Here is a 21,402-nt window from a genome sequence, read left to right on the forward strand (position 1 = left end):
AGGATTCGGGAAGGCGTCCGCGCTCAACCCCCCAGCCGACCCCGTTGCGCCCGGACCCGCTCCAGGGTTTCGCCGAACTGGGCCAGGCGGGCTTTTTCCTGTTCGACCACCGCCGCCGGAGCGCGCTCGACGAAGCTGGCGTTCGACAGCTTGCCGGAAGCCTTGGCGATTTCCTTCTCGAGGCGGTCGATTTCCTTGTCCAGCCGGGCGCGTTCGGCTTCCAGGTCGATTTCAACGTGCAGCATCAACTGCGTGGTGCCGACCACCTGGACGGGTGCGCCCACGTCCGGCAATTGGTCCACGGCCTGGACGCTTTCCAGGCGCGCCAGCGCCACCAGGTAGGGGGCCAGCTCGTCCAGGCCGGCCTCGGCGCCCTGGACGAGCAGCGGCACGCGCTGGCCCGGCGCCAGGCCCATTTCGCCGCGCAGGGCGCGGATCGCGTCGGTCAGCGATTTCAGCGCGGCCATGCGCCCGGCCGAGTGTGCGTCGCGCAGGTCGGCACGGGCGACCGGCCAGGGCTGCACGCTGATGCTGGCGGGCGTGTCCGCATCGCGCACGCCGGCCGCCACCGAGACCTTTTGCCAGAGTTCCTCGGTGATGAAGGGCATGATCGGGTGGGTCAGGCGCAGCAGGGTTTCCAGCACGTGGATCAAGGTGCGGCGCGCGGCGGCCTGCTGCGCGGCGTCGCCCGTCTGCAGGCGGACCTTCGCCAGTTCCACGTACCAGTCGCAGTACTCGTCCCAGATGAAGTGATACAGGCGGTCGGCGATCTGGTCGAAGCGGTACTGGCCGAAGCCCGCATCCACCTCGTCGATCAGGCGCTGCAGGCCGTCGATGATCCAGCGGTCGGCGAACGACAGGTCGCCCTGGGCGGGGCGGCCCAGATCGTGGCCCTCCACGTTCATCAGCACGAAGCGCGTGGCGTTCCAGAGCTTGTTGCAGAAATTGCGGTAGCCTTCGCAGCGCTTCAGATCGAAATTGATGTTGCGCCCCAGCGTGGCGTAGGCCGCCATGGTGAAGCGCAGGGCATCGGCGCCGTAGGCCGGAATGCCGTCGGGATAATCCTTGCGGGTGCGTTTGCGGATCGCCTCGGCCTGTTTCGGGTTCATCAGGCCGGCGGTGCGCTTGGCGACCAGCGGGTCCAGGGCGATGCCGTCGATCAGGTCCACCGGATCGATCGTGTTGCCCTTGGACTTGGACATCTTCTTGCCTTCCATGTCGCAGACCAGGCCGTGGACGTAGACCGTGCGGAAAGGCACCTCGCCGGTGTGGTGCATGCTCATCATGATCATGCGCGCCACCCAGAAGAAGATGATGTCGAAGCCCGTGACCAGCACGCCGGACGGCAGGTAGCGCGCCAGGTCGGGAGTCTTGTCGGGCCAGCCCAGGTCGGTGAAGGGCACCAGGGCCGACGAGAACCAGGTGTCGAGCACGTCCGGGTCGCGCGTGAGCGGTCCTTCAACGCCCGCCGCGCGCGCCTGGCGTTCGGCGTCCTCGGCCGACCGGGCAACGAAGATGCGGCCGTCGGGCGCGTGCCAGGCGGGGATCTGGTGGCCCCACCAGAGCTGGCGGGAAATGCACCAGTCTTGGATCTTTTCCAGCCACTGGTTGTAGGTGACGGTCCAGTTTTCCGGGACGAACTTCACACGGCCGTCGGCCACCACGTCCAGGGCCACCTGGGTGATGCTTTTGCCGGGGTGCAGGGTGCCTTCGGGCGCGGGTTTGCTCATCGCCACGAACCATTGGTCGGTGAGCATGGGTTCGATCACGCTGTTCGTGCGGTCGCCGCGCGGCACCATGAGTTTGTGGGCGCGCACCTGCCCCAGCAGGTCCTGGGATTCCAGGTCGGAGACGACGCGCCGGCGGGCTTCGAAGCGGTCCAGGCCGCGATAGGCCGCGGGGGCCTCGTCGCTGATCTTCGCCTCCAGGGTCAGCACGCTGATCATGTCCAGGCCGTGGCGCTGGCCGACGGCGTAGTCGTTGAAATCGTGCGCCGGGGTGACCTTGACCACGCCGGTGCCGAATTCGCGGTCCACATAGTCATCGGCGATGACGGGGATCTCGCGCCCCACCAGGGGCAGGATGACGCGGCGGCCGATCAGGTGGGCGTAGCGCTCGTCTTCGGGGTGCACCATGACGGCGACGTCGCCCAGCATGGTTTCCGGCCGGGTGGTGGCCACGACCAGATGCGTCAGCCCGTCCATGGGTTCGACCAGCGGGTAGCGGATTTCCCACATGTGGCCGTCTTCCTCGGTGCTGACGACCTCCAGGTCGGACACTGCCGTGCCCAGGACCGGGTCCCAGTTCACCAGACGCTTGCCGCGGTAGATCAGGCCCTGTTCGTACAGGCGCACGAAGACCTCCGCCACGCCGCGCGACAGGCGGTCGTCCATGGTGAAGTATTCGCGCGACCAGTCGCACGACGAACCCAGGCGGCGGAACTGGCCGGTGATGGTGCTGCCGGATTGCTCTTTCCAGGCCCAGACGCGTTCCAGGAACTTGTCGCGGCCCAGATCGTGGCGCGACACGCCTTCGGCATCCAGCTGGCGTTCCACCACGATCTGGGTGGCGATCCCGGCGTGATCCGTGCCGGGGATGAAGACCGTGTCGTCGCCGCGCATCCGGTGATGGCGGATCAGACCGTCCATGATCGTCTGATTGAATGCGTGCCCCATGTGCAGGGTGCCAGTGACGTTGGGCGGCGGGAACTGGATGGCGAAAGATTCCGGCGTCCTGTCCGCGGCGGGCTCGACGTGTCGGCCCCCCGCGAACAGGCCGCGTCGATTCCACTCGTCATACCAGCGGGACTCGATGTCCCGGGGTTCGAAGCTTTTGGGCAGGGAGGGGGAGGCGGAATCGCTCATGGGGTGTTCTGTATCCAGGGGGATTGACGGCGAAAAAACGGTCATTTTAGGCGCATGGAGACAAAACCGCCCATGGTAAAATGCACGGTTGACCACAAGACCCGATCGTCGGCCCGGTTTCCGGGGCGGCCGCTGTGGCGTCATTCTACATTCCACCGGAAACCCCGTTTTCCATTCCCTATCGGAAATCCACATGGCTATTGAACGCACCCTTTCCATCATCAAGCCCGACGCCGTCGCCAAGAACGTCATCGGTCAGATCGTCGCACGCTTCGAACAGGCCGGCCTGACCGTCGTGGCCGCCCAGCTGCGCCAGCTCTCGCGCGGTGACGCCGAGCGCTTCTACGCCGTGCACAAGGAACGCCCCTTCTTCAAGGATCTGGTCGACTTCATGGTCTCGGGCCCCGTGTTCGTCCAGGTGCTGGAAGGCGAATCCGCCATCTCCAAGAATCGCGACCTGATGGGCGCGACCGATCCCAAGAAAGCCGCGCCGGGCACGATCCGCGCCGACTTCGCCGAAAGCATCGACGCCAATGCGGTGCACGGCTCCGACGCCCCGGAAACGGCCGCGGTCGAAATCGCCTTTTTCTTCCCCGAAAGCAACATCCACAGCCGCTGATCGCGGCGCGGTTCCCGGCTTCGGCCGGGAACCGGTCCACAGGCTGAAAATCCGCATATGTCCGGTGCCGAAACCATCAATGTCCTGGGTCTGGACCCGGCTTCCCTCGAATCGCTCGTGGCGCAGTGGGGCGGCAAGCCTTTCCGCGCGCGCCAGCTGTCCCGGTGGGTCCATCAGCGCGGCGTCGACCGGTTCCCGGACATGAGCGACCTGGCCAAGGATTTCCGCGCGCGCCTGGAAGCCCATTGCATCGTGCAGGCGCCCCCCCTGAATCTGGAAAAGCGTTCCGCCGACGGCACACGCAAGTGGCTGTTCGACATGGGGCTGGGCAACGCCATCGAGACCGTCTTCATCCCGGAGGACGATCGCGGCACGCTCTGCATCTCCAGTCAGGCCGGCTGCACCGTGGCCTGTCCGTTCTGTTCCACGGGCTATCAGGGCTTCAGCCGCAACCTGACCACGGCCGAAATCGTCGGCCAGCTCTGGTATGCCAATCGCGCCTTGCGCGACGACCCGGCGGCCGCGCGTCTGGGCGCCCCGGCCGACGAGACCCATCGGGCCGTCAGCAATGTCGTCATGATGGGCATGGGCGAACCGCTATTGAACTACGACCAGGTGCTGGGTGCGCTGCGCCTGATGCTGGACGATCACGCCTACGGCCTGTCGCGCCGCCGCGTGACCGTGTCCACGTCGGGCGTGGTTCCCATGATGGACCGCCTGTCGCGTGACTGCCCCGTGGCGCTGGCGGTGTCGCTGCACGCGCCCAACGACGAACTGCGCGACCGGCTGGTGCCGTTGAACCGCAAGCACCCGCTGGATGAACTGCTCGACGCCTGCAACCGCTACCTGGAGCACGCGCCGCGCGACTTCATCACCTTCGAATATATTATGCTCGACGGGGTGAACGACGCCGACGAGCACGCCCGCCAACTGATCGGGATCGCGAAGCGGGTGCGTTGCAAGTTCAATCTGATTCCCTTCAATCCCTTTCCGCAGTCCGGTCTGCGGCGCTCCCCGGCGGCGCGCATCCGTCTGTTCTCCCAGCAACTGACCGATGCGGGGCTGGTGGTGACGGTGCGCAAGACGCGCGGCGACGACATCGACGCCGCCTGCGGCCAACTGGCTGGCGAAGTCCGCGACCGGACGCGCATCACCGAGCGGCTGCCCGACCGGGCCAGGATCGTCATACGCAAAAAGGAGCATGGATGAGCGAAACTTCCCTCGACGGGTTGCGGCGCCCGGATTCGGTTCAAGACCAGGAGGCGCTGTCGCTGGGCACTGCGCTGAGGGGCATGCGCGAGACGCGCGGCCTGTCGTTGTCCGAAGTTTCCGCGCGCATCAAATATTCCGCCGTGCAACTGGAATACCTCGAAGCCTGCGACTGGTCGCGGCTGCCTGAAGGCGTGCCTTTGCGGGGGCTGGTGCGCAATTACGCGCGTTTCCTCGAGACCGACGTGGATGCGGTCCTGAAACTGCTTGACGATGCGGTCGGCCCGACCCGGCCCCGCCCGGCCGTCACGGCCCTGGGCGCGCGGCGCGTCCTGCAGCAGGCCGACATGACGCCCAAGGGCGAGCCTGCCCATCGCACCTGGGCCTGGTTGCTGCTGATCCTGGTGCTGTTCTGCGTGGTTGGCGTGTACGCGGTCAATCGCGGCTGGGTGCCTGAACAATGGCTGGTGTTCGATTGGCTGAAGGCGCTGCGTCAATGACTTCCGATTCCGTGAATCCCGAGCCGGGCGCCGCGCCCCGGCGGCCGACCCGCGGCGTTGCCGTGCGGTGGGGCGGGCATGTGGTCCGGGTGGGTGGCGACGCGCCGGTCGTGGTGCAGTCCATGACCAATACCGATACCGCCGACCCCCAGGCCACCGCGCTGCAGGTGCGCGAGCTCTGGCGGGCCGGTTCCGAACTGGTCCGCGTCACCGTCAACACCCCCGAGGCTGCCGCGCAGGTCGCCGCCCTGCGCGACGCCCTGGACCGCATGAACGTGCCGGTCCCCCTGGTGGGCGACTTTCACTATAACGGCCACAAACTGCTGACCCAGTTCCCGGACTGTGCCCAGGCGCTGTCCAAGTACCGGATCAATCCCGGCAACATGGGCGGCGGCAAGCGCCGCGACGACAATTTCGCGCAGATGATCGAGGTCGCCTGCCGGTACGACAAACCGATCCGCATCGGCGTGAACTGGGGCAGCCTGGACCACGAACTGCTGGCGCGGATGATGGACGAGAACGCCGCCCGGTCGGTGCCCTGGTCGGCCAATGCCGTGATGCGCGAAGCCCTGGTGGTCTCGGCCATCAGCAACGCCGAGCGCGCCCAGGAACTGGGCTTGCGCGGCGACGCCATCGTGCTGTCCTGCAAGGTCAGCCACGTCCAGGACCTGATCGCCGTCTACCGCGACCTGTCGCGTCGGTGCGATTATCCGCTGCACCTGGGCCTGACCGAGGCCGGCATGGGCTCCAAGGGCATCGTCGCCTCCACGGCCGCCCTGGCGGTGCTGCTCCAGGAAGGCGTCGGCGACACGATCCGCATCTCGCTCACGCCCGAACCCGGCGGGGACCGTTGCCGTGAAGTCGTCGTCGCCCAGGAAATCCTGCAGACCATGGGCCTGCGGGCTTTTACCCCGATGGTGGTGGCCTGCCCGGGTTGCGGGCGCACCAGCAGCACGGTGTTCCAGGAACTGGCCGCCAGCATCCAGGCTTTCCTGCGCGCCCAGATGCCGGTCTGGAAGACGCAATACCCGGGGGTCGAGAACATGCACGTGGCCGTGATGGGCTGCGTCGTCAACGGCCCCGGCGAAAGCCGTCATGCCGACATCGGCATCAGCCTGCCGGGCACGGGCGAGATCCCGTCCGCGCCCGTGTATGTGGACGGCGAGCGCACCGTGACGCTCAAGGGCGATGCCATCGCCGAGGAATTCCAGGCCATCGTCGAGAACTACGTGGCCCGGCGCTACGGGCGGGAGCGGGGCGCCGAGCCCGCGCGCCGCCCCGGCGTCGTGGCGCGCGACACCCACTGAAATCCATGTCCGAATTCAAGAAAGTCGCCGGCCTGACCGGCATGAAGGATGCCTTGCCGCCGGAAACGGCGCGCTGGGAACGGCTCGAAGCCATCGTGCGCGACTGGCTGGCCGGCTACGGCTACCAGAACCTGCGCACGCCGGTGCTGGAGCACACCCGCCTGTTCGCGCGCGGCATCGGCGAGGTCACCGACATCGTCGAAAAGGAAATGTATTCTTTCGTCGATCCCCTGAACGACGAACGCCTGACGATGCGGCCCGAGTTCACCGCGGGCATCGTGCGTTCTGCGATCGAGCACAATTTCCTCTACGACCGTCCGCGTCGCGTCTATGCGATGGGGCCGGTGTTCCGGCACGAGCGCCCGCAGCGCGGCCGCTACCGCCAGTTCCACCAGATCGACGTCGAGGCCCTGGGCTTTCCCGGGCCGGACGTGGACGCGGAACTGATCGTGATGCTGGCGCGTCTGTGGCGCCTGCTGGGCCTGAAAGACATCCGCCTGGAGCTCAACTCGCTGGGCCAGGCGGCCGAACGCGCCGCCCATCGCGCGGCCCTGGTCGCGCACCTGGAAAAGCACGTCGACGTGCTCGACGAGGAAGCCCGTCGCCGCATGCACAGCAATCCGCTGCGTGTGCTGGACACCAAGAATCCCGCCATGCAGGACATGGCAAACGCCGCGCCGCGCCTGTTCGATTTTCTGGGCGCAGAGTCGCTGGCGCATTACCGGGGCCTGTGCGACCGGCTGGACGACGCCGGAATCGCCTATACGCTGAATCCGCGGCTGGTGCGTGGGCTGGATTACTACAATCTGACCGTTTTCGAATGGGTCACGGACCGTCTGGGCGCCCAGGGTACGGTCTGCGGCGGCGGCCGCTACGACGGTCTGATCGAGCTGCTGGGCGGAAAGCCCGCTCCGGCGGTGGGTTTCGCCATCGGCATGGAACGCCTGCTCGACCTCTGGCAGCAGGACGCGCCCGATCAGGATCCGGCCGAATGCCAGATCTATCTGGTCCACCAGGGCGATGAAGCCCAGCGGCGCGCCGCGCAGATCGCGGAGTCGCTGCGCGACGCCGGGCTGCGCGCACTTGTCCATGCCGGTTCGACTGGGTTTAAATCACAGTTTCGCCGGGCGGACGCCAGTGGCGCCGTGGCCGCCGTCGTCATCGGCGGAGACGAACTGGCCTCGGGCCAGGCGACGGTGAAATGGCTGCGCGCCGGCGATGCCGGACAAGGGCAGCAGGAATCGATCGCCTTCGGCCAATTGGCCGGGAAACTTCAACAAAGGATCTGAACACAGGCATGGCATACGATCTCGAAGAACAGGAAAAAATCGACGCGCTGAAGGCATGGTGGGAACGCTACGGCACGCTTTCCATGGCCCTGGTCTTCGCCGTGATGGCCGTCTTCGCCGGCTGGCGCGGCTGGCAGTGGTACCAGTCGCACCAGGCCAACCAGGCCATGGGCTACTACGAGGCGCTCGAGACCGCCGCGGCCCAGCCGGGCGACGACGCGGTGACCCGGATCAAGGCGGCCAGCGCCGCCCTGCGCGACGATTACGCCGGCTCGGGTTATGCCGCGCGCGGCGTGCTGGTGGCGGCCTGGGCCCTGCAGGAACGCAAGGATCTGGACGGCGCTCGCGAACAGCTCGAATGGCTGGCCCGCGACGCGGCCGCCCCGGCATTGCGCGCGGTGGCCCGCCTGCGTCTGGCCGGCGTGCTGTTGACCCAGAAACAGTACGAGCCCGCCCTGGTCCAGCTCCAGGGCACGCCGCCCGCGGGTTTCGCCGGCCTGTACGCCGACCGGCGCGGCGATATCCTGGCCGCTCAGGGTCAGCGCGAACAGGCCGTCCAGGCCTGGAAAGAGGCCTTGAAATCCCTGGGCGCGGATCCTGCGGCCCAGATCGTCCAACTGAAAATCGATGCCCTGAACGGAGCTTGATCATGCGATCCTCTTTCCGCCTGTTTCGCGCGGCGCTCGCCGGTCTGGTCGTCGCCGGGCTGTCCGGCTGCGGCCTGTTTTCCCAGGCCGACGCGCGTTTCGATCCCGCGCCGCTGACCGACTACGCGCCTTCGCTGGCGGTGTCGGCGCGCTGGTCGGTCTCGATCGGCAGTGGTGGCGGCTACGGCTTCGCTCCCGCGCTGGTGGGCGACACCTTGTACGCCGCGACGCCCTCGGGGGCGGTGGCGGCACTGGACGCCGCCTCGGGCGCGCTGCGCTGGCGTGTCGATGCCGGACCGCTGTCGGCAGGGGTCGGCAGCGACGGGCGGCTGGTCGCCGTGGCGACCCAGTCCGGCATGGTCGTGGCCTATGACGCCCAGGGCAAGGAACTCTGGCGCAGCCAGGCCGCCAGCGCCGTCAACGTGCCGCCCGCCGTGGGCGACGGCATTGTTGCGGTGCGCACCACGGATTACCGTATCCAGGCCTTCGACGCCGCCACCGGCAAGCTGCGCTGGAACGTGCAGCGCCCCGGCCCCGCCCTGGCGCTGCGCACCAGCATCCGGATGCTGTCGGTGCCCAACCTGCTGATCGCCGGCATGCCCAACGGCCGCCTGATGGTGATCGACGCGGCGTCCGGCGCCGTGCGCTGGGAAGGCTCGGTCTCCACCTCGCGCGGAGCCTCCGACCTGGAACGCATCACCGACGTGGTCGGCGAGCCCGTCATCGTCGGCCCGCTGCTGTGCGGCGTCAGCTACCAGGGCCGCACGACCTGCTTCGACGTGTCCCAGGGCGGACGGGCCGTCTGGACCCAGGACGTCTCCTCCGCGACCGGCATCAATACCGATGGCCGGCGGCTCTACCTGTCCGACGCGCGCGACACGGTTCGCGCCCTGGACCTGAAGGACGGTCACGAACTCTGGAAGCAGGCGGCGCTGCTCAACCGCCATCTCGGCGCCCCCGCGCCGGTGGGCGCCGCCGTGGCCGTGGGCGACTACGAAGGTTACGTGCATTTCCTGTCGCGCGCCGACGGCGCCCTGATGGCCCGTCTGCAAGTGGGCGGCGGTCCGGTCGCCTCGGCCCTGGTGTCCACTCCGCGCGGAGTGATCGTCCAGACGGGCGACGGCAAACTGATTCTGGTGGGCGTCGGTGGCTGATACGCGCTTCAAGCCGGTCGTGGCCCTGGTCGGGCGCACGAACGTCGGCAAATCGACCCTGTTCAACCGCCTGACGCGCTCGCGCGCGGCGCTGGTGGCGAACATCTCCGGGCTGACCCGCGATCGCCATTATGGCGAGGGGCGGGTGGGCGAGCATCCCTACATCGTGGTCGATACCGGCGGTTTCGAGCCGGTGGCCACGCGCGGCATCCTGGTCGAGATGGCGCGCCAGACCGCCCAGGCCATCGCCGAGTCCGACGTGGTGATCTTCCTGGTGGACGGGCGCGAAGGCATCAACGCCCACGATCACGAAATCGCCCGCCTGCTTCGCAAGTCCGGACAGCGTGTGTTGCTGGCCGTGAACAAGGCCGAAGGCATGCGTCATCACGCCGACCTGGCCCAGTTCCACGAACTGGGGTTGGGCGAGCCGCACCCGATTTCCGCCGCGCACGGCGACGGCGTGTCGGCCCTGGCGGACGAGGCGCTCGCTCCGCTGCTGGCCGAACAGGCCCGCGAATCCGGGGCGGCGGATCCCGAGGCGGCCACGGACGAGGGCGGGGCTCACGAGCACCGTATCAAGCTCGCCATCGCCGGCCGGCCGAACGTCGGCAAGTCCACGCTCATCAATACGCTGGTCGGCGAGGATCGCGTCATCGCCTACGACCTGCCGGGCACCACGCGCGACGCCATCGAGATCGAGTTCGAACGCGGCGAGCGTCGCTACACGCTGATCGACACCGCCGGCCTGCGCCGCCGGGGCAAGGTCTTCGAGACCGTGGAAAAATTCTCGGTCATCAAGACGCTGCAGGCCATCGAGGCCGCCAACGTCGTGTTGCTGCTGATCGACGCCAGCGACGGTATTTCCGATCAGGACGCCCACATTGCCGGCTTCATCACCGAGACGGGCCGCGCCCTGGTGGTGGGCCTGAACAAATGGGACGCGGTGGACCGCGAGCAGCGTGAATGGGTGCAGCGCGAATACGACCGCAAGCTGCGCTTCCTGTCCTTTGCGCGCGTCCTGCATCTCTCGGCCCTGAAAGGGCAGGGGGTCGGTCCCGTGCTCAAGGCCGTGGATGCCGCGCATGCCGCCGCCTTCGCGAAGCTGTCCACGCCCAGGCTGACCCGCATCCTGCAGGCGGCCGTGGAACAGCAGCCGCCGCCGCGCAAGGGCATTTTCCGGCCCAAGATGCGCTACGCCCACCAGGGAGGACAGAATCCGCCGCGCATCATCATCCACGGCAACGCCCTGGACGCGGTGCCCGATTCGTACCGCCGCTATCTCGAAGGCCAGTTCCGCGACGCCTTCAATCTGGCCGGCACGCCGCTGTCGGTGGAATTCAAGTCCTCGCACAACCCCTATCTGAAGGACGAGTCGTGAGCACGCTCTGGAGCGACCACATCGCCGGCCTGGTGCCCTATGTGCCGGGCGAGCAGGCCCGCATCCCGAACCTGCTGAAACTGAATACCAATGAAAACCCGTATGGTCCATCGCCCCGGGCGATCGAGGCCATGCGCGCCGCGCTGACCGACGACCTGCGCCTGTACCCCGACTACCAGGCGCTGGCCCTGCGGAGCACGATCGCGGACCGTTTCGGCCTGGCACCCGATCAGGTGTTCCTGGGCAATGGTTCCGACGAGATCCTGGCGCATGTCTTCAACGCGCTGTTCCTGCGCGGCGGACGTCCCTTGTGGCTGCCCGACGTGACCTACAGCTTCTACAGGACTTACTGCCGCCTGTACGACGTGCCGCATCGCTTGCTCCCGCTGGACGAGGATTTCGCCCTGCGGGTGGCGGACTACACCGGCCCGGCCGCACCGGAACCCGCCGGAATCATCTTCGCCAACCCGAACGCGCCCACCGGCCGCACCCTGACGCTGGACGAGATCGAGGCCATCGCGCGGGCGCGCCCCGACAGCGCCGTGGTGGTGGACGAGGCCTATGTGGATTTCGGCGCCGAATCGGCGGCCGCCCTGATCGGCCGCTTCCCCAACATCCTGGTCGTCCATACCCTGTCCAAATCCCGATCCCTGGCGGGCCTGCGGGTGGGCTACGCCCTGGGTCACGCCGACCTGATTGCCGGGTTGACGCGCCTGAAGGACAGCTTCAATTCTTATCCTCTGGACCGCGTGGCCCTGGCCGGCGCCCAGGCGGCGATCGAGGACGAGGCCTGGTTCGACCGGACCCGGCGGGCCGTGATCGACGCCCGTGAACAACTGGCGCAGGATTTGCGCGCCCTGGGGTTCGAGGTCCTGCCCTCGCAGGCCAATTTCGTTTTCGCCCGTCATCCGGGCCGCGATGCCGCCGCGATCGCCGCCGGCTTGCGCAAGACCGGTATCCTGGTGCGGCATTTCCGCATCCCGCGCATCGACCAGCATCTGCGCATCACCGTGGGCACGCCCGAACAATGCGCCCGCCTGTGTGACGCGCTGCGCGCACTGCCTTCGGACTGAGCGGCGGGACGGCTTCGCGCTGCTGCAATGCATCAATACCGAAACGCATTAAAATAGACCCTCCACCATAACTTCAATAACCGGAGCCCCGTCCATGAGCAACAAAGGGCAAATTCTCCAAGACCCATTCCTGAACGCCTTGCGCAAGGACCACGTGCCCGTCTCGATCTACCTGGTCAACGGGATCAAGCTGCAGGGCCAGGTCGAATCCTTCGACCAGTACGTCGTGCTGCTGCGCAACACGGTCACCCAGATGGTCTACAAGCACGCCATCTCCACCGTCGTGCCTGCCCGTCCCGTCAACTTCCAGGTGGACGATTCTGCCGAATAATCCGTCGCGATACGCTTTTTTGCCGCCTTGGGCGGCAGCGGGCCCGCAGGGTGCGGCGTGCGGGCGTTTTTCTCCGCCCGCCGGGCACCTCGCCCTGGCGGGCATTCATTTTGTGGGCGAGGCATCATGAAGTCGCTCGTCATCAGCGTCGATCTGGGCGAACCCGACTACCAGGCCCATGCCGAGGAATTCCTCATGCTGGCCAGCGGGGCCGGGGCCGACATCGTCGAAGTCCTCACCGCCAGGCGCAGCCGGCCTGACGCCGCGGGCTTCATCGGCTCGGGCAAGATCGAAGAGGCCGCCGCCCTGGTCAAGGCCACCGGGGCGGAGGTCGTGCTCTTCGATCAGGCGCTCACCCCCGCCCAGCAGCGCAATCTGGAACGCCGCTTCGAGGTCCGCGTCGTCGACCGGGTGGCGCTGATTCTGGACATCTTCGCCTTGCGCGCAAAAAGCCACGAGGGCAAGCTGCAGGTCGAACTGGCCCAGTTGCAGCACTTGTCGACCCGTTTGACCCGGATGTGGACCCACCTGGAACGCCAGCGTGGCGGTATCGGCGTGCGCGGCCCTGGCGAATCGCAGCTGGAAACCGACCGGCGCCTGATCGGCGTGCGGGTGCGCGCCTTGAAAGAACGGCTGGACCGGGTCCAGCGCCAGCGCCTGACCCAGCGCCGTGCACGGGTACGCGGCAAGACCCTGTCGGTTTCCCTGGTCGGCTACACCAACGCGGGCAAATCCACCCTGTTCAACGCACTGACCCGTGCCGACGCCTACGCGGCCGACCAGCTCTTCGCCACGCTGGATACGACGACCCGGCGCGTCTGGATCGAGGGCGCCGGCCAGGTCGTCGTGTCCGACACCGTGGGCTTCATCCGGTCACTGCCGCCCATGCTGATCGCGGCATTCCGGGCGACGCTCGAGGAAACCGTCCATGCCGATCTGCTGCTGCACGTGATCGACGCGGCCAGCCCGCAGCGCGACGAACAGATCGCGGCGGTCAACCAGGTCTTGCGAGACATCGGGGCCCATGAAATCCCGCAGATCCTGGTCTACAACAAAATCGACACGGCGGGGTATGCGCCCCGGGTCGAGCGAAACGAACATGGTACGATTGCGCGAGTCTTCGTCAGCGCCCTGCAACGCAGCGGGCTTGACGGCTTGCGTCAGTCGATCGTTGAATTTGGTGGGGAGCCTACGGGAAACAATGCGTGCGATGAAACTGTTCAACCTGAATGATCCGGGCTGGGGGCGGGGCAACCAGAACCAGAACGACGATCCACGCGGAAAGCCCGACCAGTCCTCCGGACCACCCGACCTGGACGAGGTCTGGCGCGATTTCAGCAAGCGCCTGAACGGTCTGTTCGGTCGCCGTGGCGGCGGGCGCGGCCCCCGTCCGCCGTCGGGCGGCGGCATGCCGTCCCTGCCCGGGCCGTCTCTACGCTTCGTGCTGTTGCTGATCGTGGCCGCCGGCCTGCTGTGGCTGGCCAGCGGCTTCATGATCGTCCAGGAAGGCCAGGTGGCCGTCGTCACCCGCTTCGGACAGTACGTCAAGACACTCAATCCGGGCCTGCAGTGGCGCCTGCCGTATCCCATCGAAGCCTCGCAGCCGGTCAACATCTCCCAGTTGCGTACCTTCGAGGTCGGATTCCGGGGTTCGTCGCGCAACAAGGTGCTGTCCGAATCGCTGATGCTCACCAACGACGAAAACATCGTCGACGTGCAATTCGTGGTGCAATACCGCCTGCTGCCCGATGGCGCGCCGGCCTACTTGTTCAACACCAACCAGCCCGACGAATCGGTGCGCCAGGCGGCCGAGACCGCCATGCGCGAGATCGTCGGCCGCAAGCCCATGGATTTCGTGCTGTATTCCGGCCGTACCGAGGTCGCCTCCGAGGTCCAGGCGCTGGCCCAGTCCATCCTGGACCGCTACAAGACCGGGATCCAGATCTCCACCGTGGCCATCCAGAACGTCCAGCCGCCCGAACAGGTCCAGGCCGCGTTCGACGACGCCGTCAAGGCCGGCCAGGACCGTGAACGCCAGATCAACGAAGGCAACGCCTACGCCAGCAAGGTGCTCCCCGAGGCCGAGGGCCAGGCGGCCCGCATGATCCAGGAGTCCGAGGGCTACAGCGCCAAGGTCATCGGCCAGGCCCAGGGCGATACCTCGCGCTTCGACAGCATCGCCACCGAATACGCCAAGGCGCCCGGCGTCACGCGCGAACGACTTTATCTTGAAACCATGCAGGAAATCCTGAGCGACAGCGCCAAGGTGATGATCGACGCCCCGGTGGGCAACAACATGCTCTACCTGCCGCTGGACAAGATCATGGGCCAGGCCGCGCATGCGGCCGGGGGCGCCCCGTCACCGGGCTCGCGCGACACCGGCCCGTCGGGCGGTTCGGCGCCGGCCGCCGCCGGGTCCGCCCAGGCGGCCCAGGGGCAATCCGGGTCCGGCCGTGCGTCGCAGCGTGGCGTGCCGTCCGGTCTGGACAGTCTGATGACCAGCCCGTATTCGAACTAGGAGCCCCAAGATGCAACGCTTTTTCCCCGCCCTGGTCGGTCTGGTCGTGCTCGTCGCGGTGCTGTCCTCGTGCATGTTCGTGGTGCGCGAGCGCGATTCCGCGCTGCTGTTCGCCCTGGGCGAAGTCCGTGAAACCATCACCAAGCCGGGGCTGTACTTCAAGTTCCCGCCGCCCTTCGAAAATGTCGTCTATCTGGACAAGCGGCTGCAGACCATCGAGACGCGCGACCCGGAACGCATCCAGACCGCCGAAAAGAAGAACCTGCTGATCGATTCCTTCGTCAAGTGGCGCATCGCCGATCCGCGCCAGTACTACGTGACCTTCGGCGCCAACAGCAACGCGGCGGTCGAACGCCTCCAGGCGCAGATCCGCGACGCCCTCAATGCCGCCGTCAACGTGCGCACCGTCAAGCAGGTCGTCTCCTCCGATCGCGACACCATCATGAAGGAAATCCAGACCGCCGTGGCGCGCCGCGCCCAGCCGCTGGGCGTGGACGTGGTCGACGTGCGACTGCGGCGCATCGATTTCGCGCCGGAGATCTCCGAATCCGTCTACCGGCGCATGGAAGCCGAGCGCAAGCAGGAAGCCAACCGCCTGCGGGCCAGCGGCGCCGCCGACAGCGAACGCATCCGTGCCGAAGCAGACCGCAAGCGCCAGGAAGTCCTGGCCCGGGCCTATGCCGAAGCCCAGGCCAAGCGCGGCGAGGGCGATGCCACCGCGGCTGCCATCTACGCCAAGTCCTACGGCCAGGATCCCGAGTTCTACAGCTTCTACAAGAGCCTCGACGCGTACCGTTCGGCCTTCGCCGACCGCAGCGGCACCCTGGTCCTGAGTCCGGATTCGGATTTCTTCCGCTTCTGGGACCGCGCCGGGGGCGGCAAGGCCGCCGCGCAGCCCGCCGCCCGCTGAACGAGGATCGACCGACCATGATGTCAAGCTGGCTGCTGCCGGAAAACCTGTCGGACGTCCTGCCCGCCGAAGCGCGCCGCATCGAGGAATTGCGCCGCGAACTGCTGGATCTGTACCGGACCTACGGCTTCGAGCTCGTCGCGCCGCCCATGGTGGAATATCTCGACTCCCTGATGCCGGCCGACGACGAGGCCTTGCGCCTGCGCACTTGCAAGCTGGTGGACCAGCTCTCGGGCCTGACCATGGGTGTGCGGGCCGACATCACCATCCAGGTCTCGCGCATCGACGCCCATCTGCTCAATCGCGAGGGGGTCACCAGGCTGTGCTATTGCGGGCCGGTGGTGCACGCGCGGGCGGCCGGCCTGTTGTCCGACCGGGAATTGCTGCAGATCGGCGCGGAAATCTTCGGCCATGCGGGCGTGCAGGCCGACCTCGAGTCGATCCGCCTGGCGCTGGAATCCGTGCGCCGGGCCGGCGTGCGCGAGCCGCGGCTGGACCTGAATCATCCCGGGGTGGGGCGGGCCTTGGTGGACGCCGATCCGGCCCTGGCCGAAACTGCGGACGGGGTCTTCGAACTGCTCAGTGCCAAAGACGTGCCCGGCCTGGAGGCTCTGTGCGCCGCATGCGGCGCGCGCGGCGATACCCTGGACGCGTTGCGCGCCTTGACCGCCTTGTACGGCGACCTGTCGGTGCTGGAGCGCGCCCGCGAACGCCTGCCCGACCTGCCGGCCGTGCGCGCCGCGCTGAACGACCTGGGGACCCTGTGCGAGGCCCTGCCGGACGCGCCGATCGCGCTGGATCTGGCGGACATGGGCGGAGGCTACGGTTACCACTCCGGCGTCATGTTCGCCATTTACGCGGCGGGCTGGCACGACGCCCTGGTGCGCGGCGGGCGCTACGACGGCATCGGCCGCAAATTCGGCCGCGCCCGGCCCGCCACCGGGTTCAGCCTGGACCTGCGCAAGCTGTCCGCGGGGCTGCCCGACGCGCGGCCCGTGCAGGCCATCCGCGCACCCTGGTCCGACGATCCCGCCCTGGTGCAAGCCATTCGTGCGCTGCGGGCCCAGGGGCGCGTCGTGATCCAGTCGTTGCCGGGCGAACGCCAGTGCCCGGACGAATTTTTCGTGGATCAGGAATTGGCCGCCACCGGCGATGGCTGGGCGCTGCGGCCCCTGGGCGGCGCCGCCTGAAGGCGGCGATCGCCGGACATCGTCACCGATGGTATAAACTAACCCGTTTCCCATGGCGGCATTCCGTCGCCTTTCGAAAGACCTATGAGCAAGAACATCGTCGTGATCGGCACCCAGTGGGGTGACGAAGGCAAGGGCAAGATCGTTGACTGGCTGGCCGAATCGGCCCAGGGCGTCGTGCGCTTCCAGGGCGGCCACAATGCCGGCCATACCCTGTGGATCAACGGCCGCAAGACCATCCTGCGCCTGATCCCGTCGGGCATCATGCACCCGCACGTCACCTGCTACATCGGCAACGGCGTGGTGCTTTCGCCAGAGGCCCTGCTCGCCGAGATCGGCGAACTGGAAGCGGCCGGCCTGGACGTGCGTTCGCGCCTGCAGATCTCCGCCGCCTGCCCGCTGATCCTGCCTTACCACGTGGCCCTGGACCAGGCCCGCGAGGCCCGCAAGGGCGAGGGCAAGATCGGCACCACGGGTCGCGGCATCGGTCCCGCCTACGAGGACAAGGTCGCGCGCCGCGCCCTGCGCGTCCAGGATCTGTACGATCCGGCCGTGTTCGACGAAAAACTCGCCGAGGTCCTGGATTATCACAATTTCGTGCTGACCCAGTATCTGGGCGCCAAGCCGGTCGAAGCCGCCCAGGTGCGCGATCTCGTCATGGCCCTGGCCCCCCAGCTCGAACCCATGGTGGCCGACGTCTCCAGCAATCTTCACATCGCGCGCCGCGCGGGGCACGATCTGCTCTTCGAAGGCGCCCAGGGCACGCTGCTGGACATCGATCACGGCACTTATCCCTTCGTCACCAGCAGCAACTGCGTGGCGGGCGCCGCATCGGCCGGCTCGGGCGTCGGCCCCCAGGCCCTGGACTACGTCCTCGGCATCGCCAAGGCCTACACCACGCGCGTCGGCTCGGGGCCGTTCCCGACCGAACTGCTGGACGACACCGGCCTGCGCCTGGCCACGGTGGGCAAGGAATTCGGCTCGGTCACGGGGCGCCCCCGCCGCTGCGGCTGGTTCGACGGCGCGGCCATGAAGCGCTCGGTCATGATCAACGGCCTGACGGGCCTGTGCATCACCAAGCTGGACGTGCTCGACGGCGTCGAGCAGATCAAGATCGGCGTGGGCTATCGCTACAAGGGCCAGTTCCTGGATGTGCTGCCCTACGGCGCCCACGCCGCGGCCGAAGCCGAGCCCGTGCTCGAGGAAATGGCCGGCTGGTCGGAATCCACGGTGGGGATCACCGAATACGACAAGCTGCCGGTCAACGCGCGCCGCTACCTGGAACGCATCGCCGAGGTCTGCGATGTGCCGATCGACATGGTTTCGACCGGTCCCGATCGCCTGGAAACCATCGTCCTGCGTCATCCCCTCCAGGGTTGATGCGCCGGGACAAAACCGAAACCGCAAGTCCGCTTGCGGTTTTTTCATTCTCCAAATTCATCTTCACACGAACGGAAAACACCGATGAGCATGCCACCGAGCACTGAACGCGACCTCTGGGTCAGCTGGGAACAGTATCACGGCCTGATCGAACGCCTGGCCCTTCAGGTTCACGAGTCTGGCTGGGCTTTCGACAAGATTCTCTGCCTGGCGCGTGGCGGGGTGCGTGTGGGGGATGTGCTGTCGCGCATCTTCGATCTGCCCTTGGGGATCCTGGCGACCAGCAGCTACCGCGAGGCGGCGGGCACGGTCCAGGGGCAACTCGACATCGCCCAGTTCATTACGATCACGCGCGGCACGCTGGACGGCCGGGTGCTGCTGGTGGACGACATGGTGGACACCGGACTGACCTTTACGCGGGTGCGCGACCACCTGGTCAAGCAGTTTCCCGGCATCACAGAATTGCGCACGGCGGTGCTGTGGGTCAAGGGCCATTCCCAGGTGCAACCCGACTATCATGTCGAGCACCTGCCGACCAATCCCTGGATCCACCAACCCTTCGAAGACTATGACAGTCTGCGGCCGCACCAGTTGGAGTCCTGGATCCGCAAAGGCGTGCGCACGGCATACCCTGACGCGCAGTGAGTCCGGGACGCGGGGGCGGCGCCACTTTGTGTGGCCGGCTTCGCGCATGGTCATATCCATGGATTCATGCTAAAATCTTTCGTCTATTCAAGAATTTTTTTCTTCAACTTAACCATGGGCGCACCGGAATCGAATTTCCGACGTTCATGAACATTACAGGCTTTCAAGGATTTACATGCCGATTGTCCGCCTCAAAGAAAACGAGCCCTTCGAGGCCGCCCTGCGGCGCTTCAAGCGCACCATCGAAAAGACCGGCCTTCTGACCGAACTGCGTTCGCGCGAGTTTTATGAAAAGCCCACGGCCGAGCGCAAGCGCAAGCGCGCCGCCGCCGTCAAGCGCCACTACAAGCGCATCCGCAGCCAACAACTGCCGCCGCGACTCTATTGATTGATTCCTGATTCCTTTATTCAGGAACTGCTCGCGCGCGTCGATATCGTCGACGTGGTCGGCCGGTACGTCAAGCTGCGCAAAGGGGGCGCAAACCTGCTGGGTTTGTGCCCTTTTCACAATGAAAAGACGCCGTCGTTCACTGTCAGCCCGACCAAGCAGTTCTATCATTGTTTCGGTTGCGGTGCGCACGGCACCGCGCTGCGGTTTCTGACCGAGCACACCGGGGCGCCGTTTCCGGAAGCCGTGCGCGGCCTCGCGGCCAGCGTCGGCATGACGGTGCCCGAAGAACCCCGCAGCCCCCGCCAGCGCGCCGCCGATCGCGAGCGCCGCGAGGAAGGCTCGCGGCAGCAACGCATCCTGGATCAGGCACAGGCGCATTACCGCGCCGCCCTGAAGCAGGCCCCCGAAGCCATCGAATATCTGAAGCGGCGCGGCCTCAGCGGCGAGATCGCCGCCCGCTTCGGCTTGGGCTGGGCCAGCCGTGACCGGCGCGGGCTGGCGGCGGTCTTCACCCACTACGAGGACCCCGCCTTGCTGGAATCGGGGCTGGTGATCGAGTCCGAGGACGGACGGCGCCATGACCGGTTCCGGGGCCGTGTCATGTTTCCGATCCACAACCCGCGCGGCCAGCTCATCGGCTTCGGTGGCCGTCTGATCGAACCGGGTGAACCCAAATACCTGAACTCCCCCGAAACCAGCCTGTTTTCCAAGGGCAACGAACTCTATGGGCTGCACGAAGCGCGCGCCGGCGTCCGCGCCGAAGGATGCGTACTGGTGGTCGAGGGCTACATGGACGTGGTGGCACTGGCCCAGTACGGACTCAACAATGCCGTGGCGACGCTGGGCACGTCCACCACGCCGGAACACCTGCGCAAACTGCGCCGCGCCAGCGACCGCATCGTCTTCAGCTTCGATGGCGACGGCGCCGGGCGCAAGGCGGCCTGGCGGGCTCTTCAGGCCTGTCTGCCCTGGGTGGCCGAGGACATCTCGATGCGCTTCCTGTTCCTGCCGGAAGGCCACGATCCGGACTCCTATGTGCGAGCCTACGGCGTCCAGGCACTGCGCGCTTATCTCGACGAAGCCATGCCCCTGTCGCGCTTCATGCTCGATGAACTGGCCTCGCGCCACGACCTGGAAGAGGCCGAGGGCCGGGCCGCCTGCGTGCACGAAGCCCGGCCGCTGTTCGCGCAGATGCCCGAGGGCGGGTTCCGCCTGCAGCTGGAGCGAGAATTCGCCCGCCGGGTCCGTCTGACGCCTGAAGAGCTGGCCCAACTCCTGGCGGTCGCAGGTCCCGCGGCCGGCGGTCCCGGGCAGCATGCGGCGACGGGCCGGCCGGCGGGGCAGGGCGGCGTGGCGGGGAGCATGGGCGCGTCCGCGCGGCTTTTCCGCCCGGAAGAAGGGCATGGGCCCGAATCGGGCGAGCCGCCGTGGCAGGACGGCGAATACCCGGATGCGGCCCCTGATCTGGAGGGCGCGCCGCCCTGGGCGGGCGATGCGCCGACGCGGGCGCCACGCGGCTCGGGCCGGATGCCGCGCAGGGGCGGTGGTTCACGGCAGGTCACGCCCATGGCGCGGCGACTGCTGCGGCTGCTGCTGGCGCATCCCGCCCTGGTTTCCGGGCTGGGAGACCAGCAGCTTGAATTGCTGGCCCATCATCCCCATCTGGAACTGGTCAGGCAGCTCATCGGCCTGGCCAGCACGTGCGGCGCCGCGCACGCGGGGGCGTTGCTGCAGGCGGCCGATTCCGAATCGGACCTCGCGCGCGCGATCCAGGATCTGTCCACCGAACTGATGGCCCAGGATCTGCCCGATCCGCAGGCCGAATGGGATGATGCCTTGCGGCTCATCGAGCGCCAGACGGTGCAGGAGCAGTGCGACCGGCTGATCGAATCCGGGCTGACGACGGACGAAGACCGCCGCCGTTATCAGGATCTCAGCCGCCGCCTGGCCCGGCTGAAGGCCGGGGCGGGGTGATTCTTCCTCGCAAGTGCAGTAAA

General features: G+C 67.3%; 19 protein-coding genes. 18 read left to right on the forward strand and 1 reads right to left on the reverse strand.

The features are described 5' to 3' along the window. Positions 1 to 23 precede the first annotated feature (23 nt). A complete protein-coding gene (locus O4H32_RS10590; RefSeq protein ID WP_269359000.1) occupies positions 24 to 2,864 on the reverse strand; it encodes a valine--tRNA ligase in 2,841 nt (946 codons plus the stop codon). A 193-nt stretch (positions 2,865 to 3,057) separates the two neighbouring features. On the opposite strand from O4H32_RS10590, the gene ndk reads away from it, so the two are divergent. The 18 genes from ndk (at position 3,058) to dnaG (ending at position 21,379) form a co-directional block, all read left to right on the forward strand. After that, complete coding sequence (ndk, locus tag O4H32_RS10595) at positions 3,058 to 3,483, forward strand: nucleoside-diphosphate kinase (RefSeq protein WP_269359002.1); 426 nt, start codon at positions 3,058 to 3,060, stop codon at positions 3,481 to 3,483. A gap of 57 nt (positions 3,484 to 3,540) precedes the next feature. After that, positions 3,541 to 4,692: a dual-specificity RNA methyltransferase RlmN gene (gene rlmN, locus O4H32_RS10600; RefSeq protein ID WP_269359004.1), complete on the forward strand. Its 1,152-nt coding sequence runs from the start codon at positions 3,541 to 3,543 to the stop codon at positions 4,690 to 4,692. Further along, positions 4,689 to 5,192: a helix-turn-helix domain-containing protein gene (locus O4H32_RS10605; protein WP_269359006.1), complete on the forward strand. Its 504-nt coding sequence runs from the start codon at positions 4,689 to 4,691 to the stop codon at positions 5,190 to 5,192. Before rlmN ends, O4H32_RS10605 begins: the two co-directional genes overlap by 4 nt. Next, positions 5,189 to 6,499: a flavodoxin-dependent (E)-4-hydroxy-3-methylbut-2-enyl-diphosphate synthase gene (ispG, locus tag O4H32_RS10610; RefSeq protein WP_269359008.1), complete on the forward strand. Its 1,311-nt coding sequence runs from the start codon at positions 5,189 to 5,191 to the stop codon at positions 6,497 to 6,499. Before O4H32_RS10605 ends, ispG begins: the two co-directional genes overlap by 4 nt. A 5-nt stretch (positions 6,500 to 6,504) precedes the next feature. Beyond that, positions 6,505 to 7,788, forward strand: a complete 1,284-nt coding sequence (hisS, locus tag O4H32_RS10615; RefSeq protein ID WP_269359009.1) for a histidine--tRNA ligase — start codon at positions 6,505 to 6,507, stop codon at positions 7,786 to 7,788. An 8-nt stretch (positions 7,789 to 7,796) separates the two neighbouring features. Continuing rightward, on the forward strand, positions 7,797 to 8,435 hold the full coding sequence (locus O4H32_RS10620) for a YfgM family protein (protein ID WP_269359011.1): 639 nt from the start codon (positions 7,797 to 7,799) through the stop codon (positions 8,433 to 8,435). Further along, a complete protein-coding gene (gene bamB / locus O4H32_RS10625) occupies positions 8,435 to 9,589 on the forward strand; it encodes an outer membrane protein assembly factor BamB (RefSeq protein ID WP_475572016.1) in 1,155 nt (384 codons plus the stop codon). Before O4H32_RS10620 ends, bamB begins: the two co-directional genes overlap by 1 nt. After that, the gene (der, locus tag O4H32_RS10630; protein ID WP_269359014.1) at positions 9,582 to 10,967 is read left to right on the forward strand and encodes a ribosome biogenesis GTPase Der; all 1,386 of its coding nucleotides are present in this window, start codon (positions 9,582 to 9,584) and stop codon (positions 10,965 to 10,967) included. The genes bamB and der overlap by 8 nt, the downstream gene beginning before the upstream one ends. After that, the gene (gene hisC / locus O4H32_RS10635) at positions 10,964 to 12,040 is read left to right on the forward strand and encodes a histidinol-phosphate transaminase (RefSeq protein WP_269359016.1); all 1,077 of its coding nucleotides are present in this window, start codon (positions 10,964 to 10,966) and stop codon (positions 12,038 to 12,040) included. The genes der and hisC overlap by 4 nt, the downstream gene beginning before the upstream one ends. A 94-nt stretch (positions 12,041 to 12,134) precedes the next feature. Then, positions 12,135 to 12,371 (forward strand): RNA chaperone Hfq, encoded by a 237-nt coding sequence (gene hfq / locus O4H32_RS10640; protein ID WP_269359018.1) that lies wholly within the window; start codon positions 12,135 to 12,137, stop codon positions 12,369 to 12,371. A gap of 126 nt (positions 12,372 to 12,497) precedes the next feature. Continuing rightward, entirely contained in the window at positions 12,498 to 13,604 is a 1,107-nt protein-coding gene (gene hflX, locus O4H32_RS10645) for a GTPase HflX (protein WP_269359019.1), read from the forward strand. Continuing rightward, entirely contained in the window at positions 13,573 to 14,889 is a 1,317-nt protein-coding gene (gene hflK / locus O4H32_RS10650; protein ID WP_269359021.1) for an FtsH protease activity modulator HflK, read from the forward strand. Before hflX ends, hflK begins: the two co-directional genes overlap by 32 nt. Before the next feature lie 10 nt (positions 14,890 to 14,899). Beyond that, positions 14,900 to 15,799 carry a protease modulator HflC gene (gene hflC / locus O4H32_RS10655; protein ID WP_269359023.1) on the forward strand — a complete coding sequence of 300 codons (900 nt, stop codon included), beginning with the start codon at positions 14,900 to 14,902 and terminating at the stop codon, positions 15,797 to 15,799. A gap of 20 nt (positions 15,800 to 15,819) precedes the next feature. Then, the gene (locus O4H32_RS10660) at positions 15,820 to 16,989 is read left to right on the forward strand and encodes an ATP phosphoribosyltransferase regulatory subunit (RefSeq protein ID WP_269359147.1); all 1,170 of its coding nucleotides are present in this window, start codon (positions 15,820 to 15,822) and stop codon (positions 16,987 to 16,989) included. A gap of 84 nt (positions 16,990 to 17,073) precedes the next feature. After that, positions 17,074 to 18,369 (forward strand): adenylosuccinate synthase, encoded by a 1,296-nt coding sequence (locus tag O4H32_RS10665; protein WP_269359025.1) that lies wholly within the window; start codon positions 17,074 to 17,076, stop codon positions 18,367 to 18,369. An 84-nt stretch (positions 18,370 to 18,453) separates the two neighbouring features. Further along, entirely contained in the window at positions 18,454 to 19,014 is a 561-nt protein-coding gene (locus O4H32_RS10670) for a phosphoribosyltransferase (RefSeq protein ID WP_269359027.1), read from the forward strand. 175 nt (positions 19,015 to 19,189) lie between these two features. Continuing rightward, positions 19,190 to 19,402 carry a 30S ribosomal protein S21 gene (gene rpsU, locus O4H32_RS10675; RefSeq protein WP_043681943.1) on the forward strand — a complete coding sequence of 71 codons (213 nt, stop codon included), beginning with the start codon at positions 19,190 to 19,192 and terminating at the stop codon, positions 19,400 to 19,402. After that, on the forward strand, positions 19,403 to 21,379 hold the full coding sequence (dnaG, locus tag O4H32_RS10680) for a DNA primase (RefSeq protein WP_269359031.1): 1,977 nt from the start codon (positions 19,403 to 19,405) through the stop codon (positions 21,377 to 21,379). The last annotated feature ends 23 nt before the right edge of the window (positions 21,380 to 21,402 follow it).

It is taken from the genome of Castellaniella denitrificans, assembly GCF_027214045.1.
Classification (GTDB): Bacteria; Pseudomonadota; Gammaproteobacteria; order Burkholderiales; family Burkholderiaceae_B; genus Castellaniella; species Castellaniella denitrificans_A.

Bases quoted from the DNA above. Each gene is read 5' to 3' on its own strand.
- rpsU (WP_043681943.1), top strand. From the start codon at position 19,190: ATGCCGATTGTCCGCCTCAAAGAAAACGAGCCCTTCGAGGCCGCCCTG.
- hflC (WP_269359023.1), top strand. From the start codon at position 14,900: ATGCAACGCTTTTTCCCCGCCCTGGTCGGTCTGGTCGTGCTCGTCGCG.
- ispG (WP_269359008.1), top strand. From the start codon at position 5,189: ATGACTTCCGATTCCGTGAATCCCGAGCCGGGCGCCGCGCCCCGGCGG.
- rlmN (WP_269359004.1), top strand. From the start codon at position 3,541: ATGTCCGGTGCCGAAACCATCAATGTCCTGGGTCTGGACCCGGCTTCC.
- O4H32_RS10660 (WP_269359147.1), top strand. From the start codon at position 15,820: ATGTCAAGCTGGCTGCTGCCGGAAAACCTGTCGGACGTCCTGCCCGCC.
- hisS (WP_269359009.1), top strand. From the start codon at position 6,505: ATGTCCGAATTCAAGAAAGTCGCCGGCCTGACCGGCATGAAGGATGCC.
- hfq (WP_269359018.1), top strand. From the start codon at position 12,135: ATGAGCAACAAAGGGCAAATTCTCCAAGACCCATTCCTGAACGCCTTG.
- O4H32_RS10670 (WP_269359027.1), top strand. From the start codon at position 18,454: ATGAGCATGCCACCGAGCACTGAACGCGACCTCTGGGTCAGCTGGGAA.
- O4H32_RS10665 (WP_269359025.1), top strand. From the start codon at position 17,074: ATGAGCAAGAACATCGTCGTGATCGGCACCCAGTGGGGTGACGAAGGC.
- hflK (WP_269359021.1), top strand. From the start codon at position 13,573: ATGCGTGCGATGAAACTGTTCAACCTGAATGATCCGGGCTGGGGGCGG.
- O4H32_RS10620 (WP_269359011.1), top strand. From the start codon at position 7,797: ATGGCATACGATCTCGAAGAACAGGAAAAAATCGACGCGCTGAAGGCA.
- ndk (WP_269359002.1), top strand. From the start codon at position 3,058: ATGGCTATTGAACGCACCCTTTCCATCATCAAGCCCGACGCCGTCGCC.
- O4H32_RS10605 (WP_269359006.1), top strand. From the start codon at position 4,689: ATGAGCGAAACTTCCCTCGACGGGTTGCGGCGCCCGGATTCGGTTCAA.
- hflX (WP_269359019.1), top strand. From the start codon at position 12,498: ATGAAGTCGCTCGTCATCAGCGTCGATCTGGGCGAACCCGACTACCAG.
- O4H32_RS10590 (WP_269359000.1), bottom strand. From the start codon at position 2,864: ATGAGCGATTCCGCCTCCCCCTCCCTGCCCAAAAGCTTCGAACCCCGG.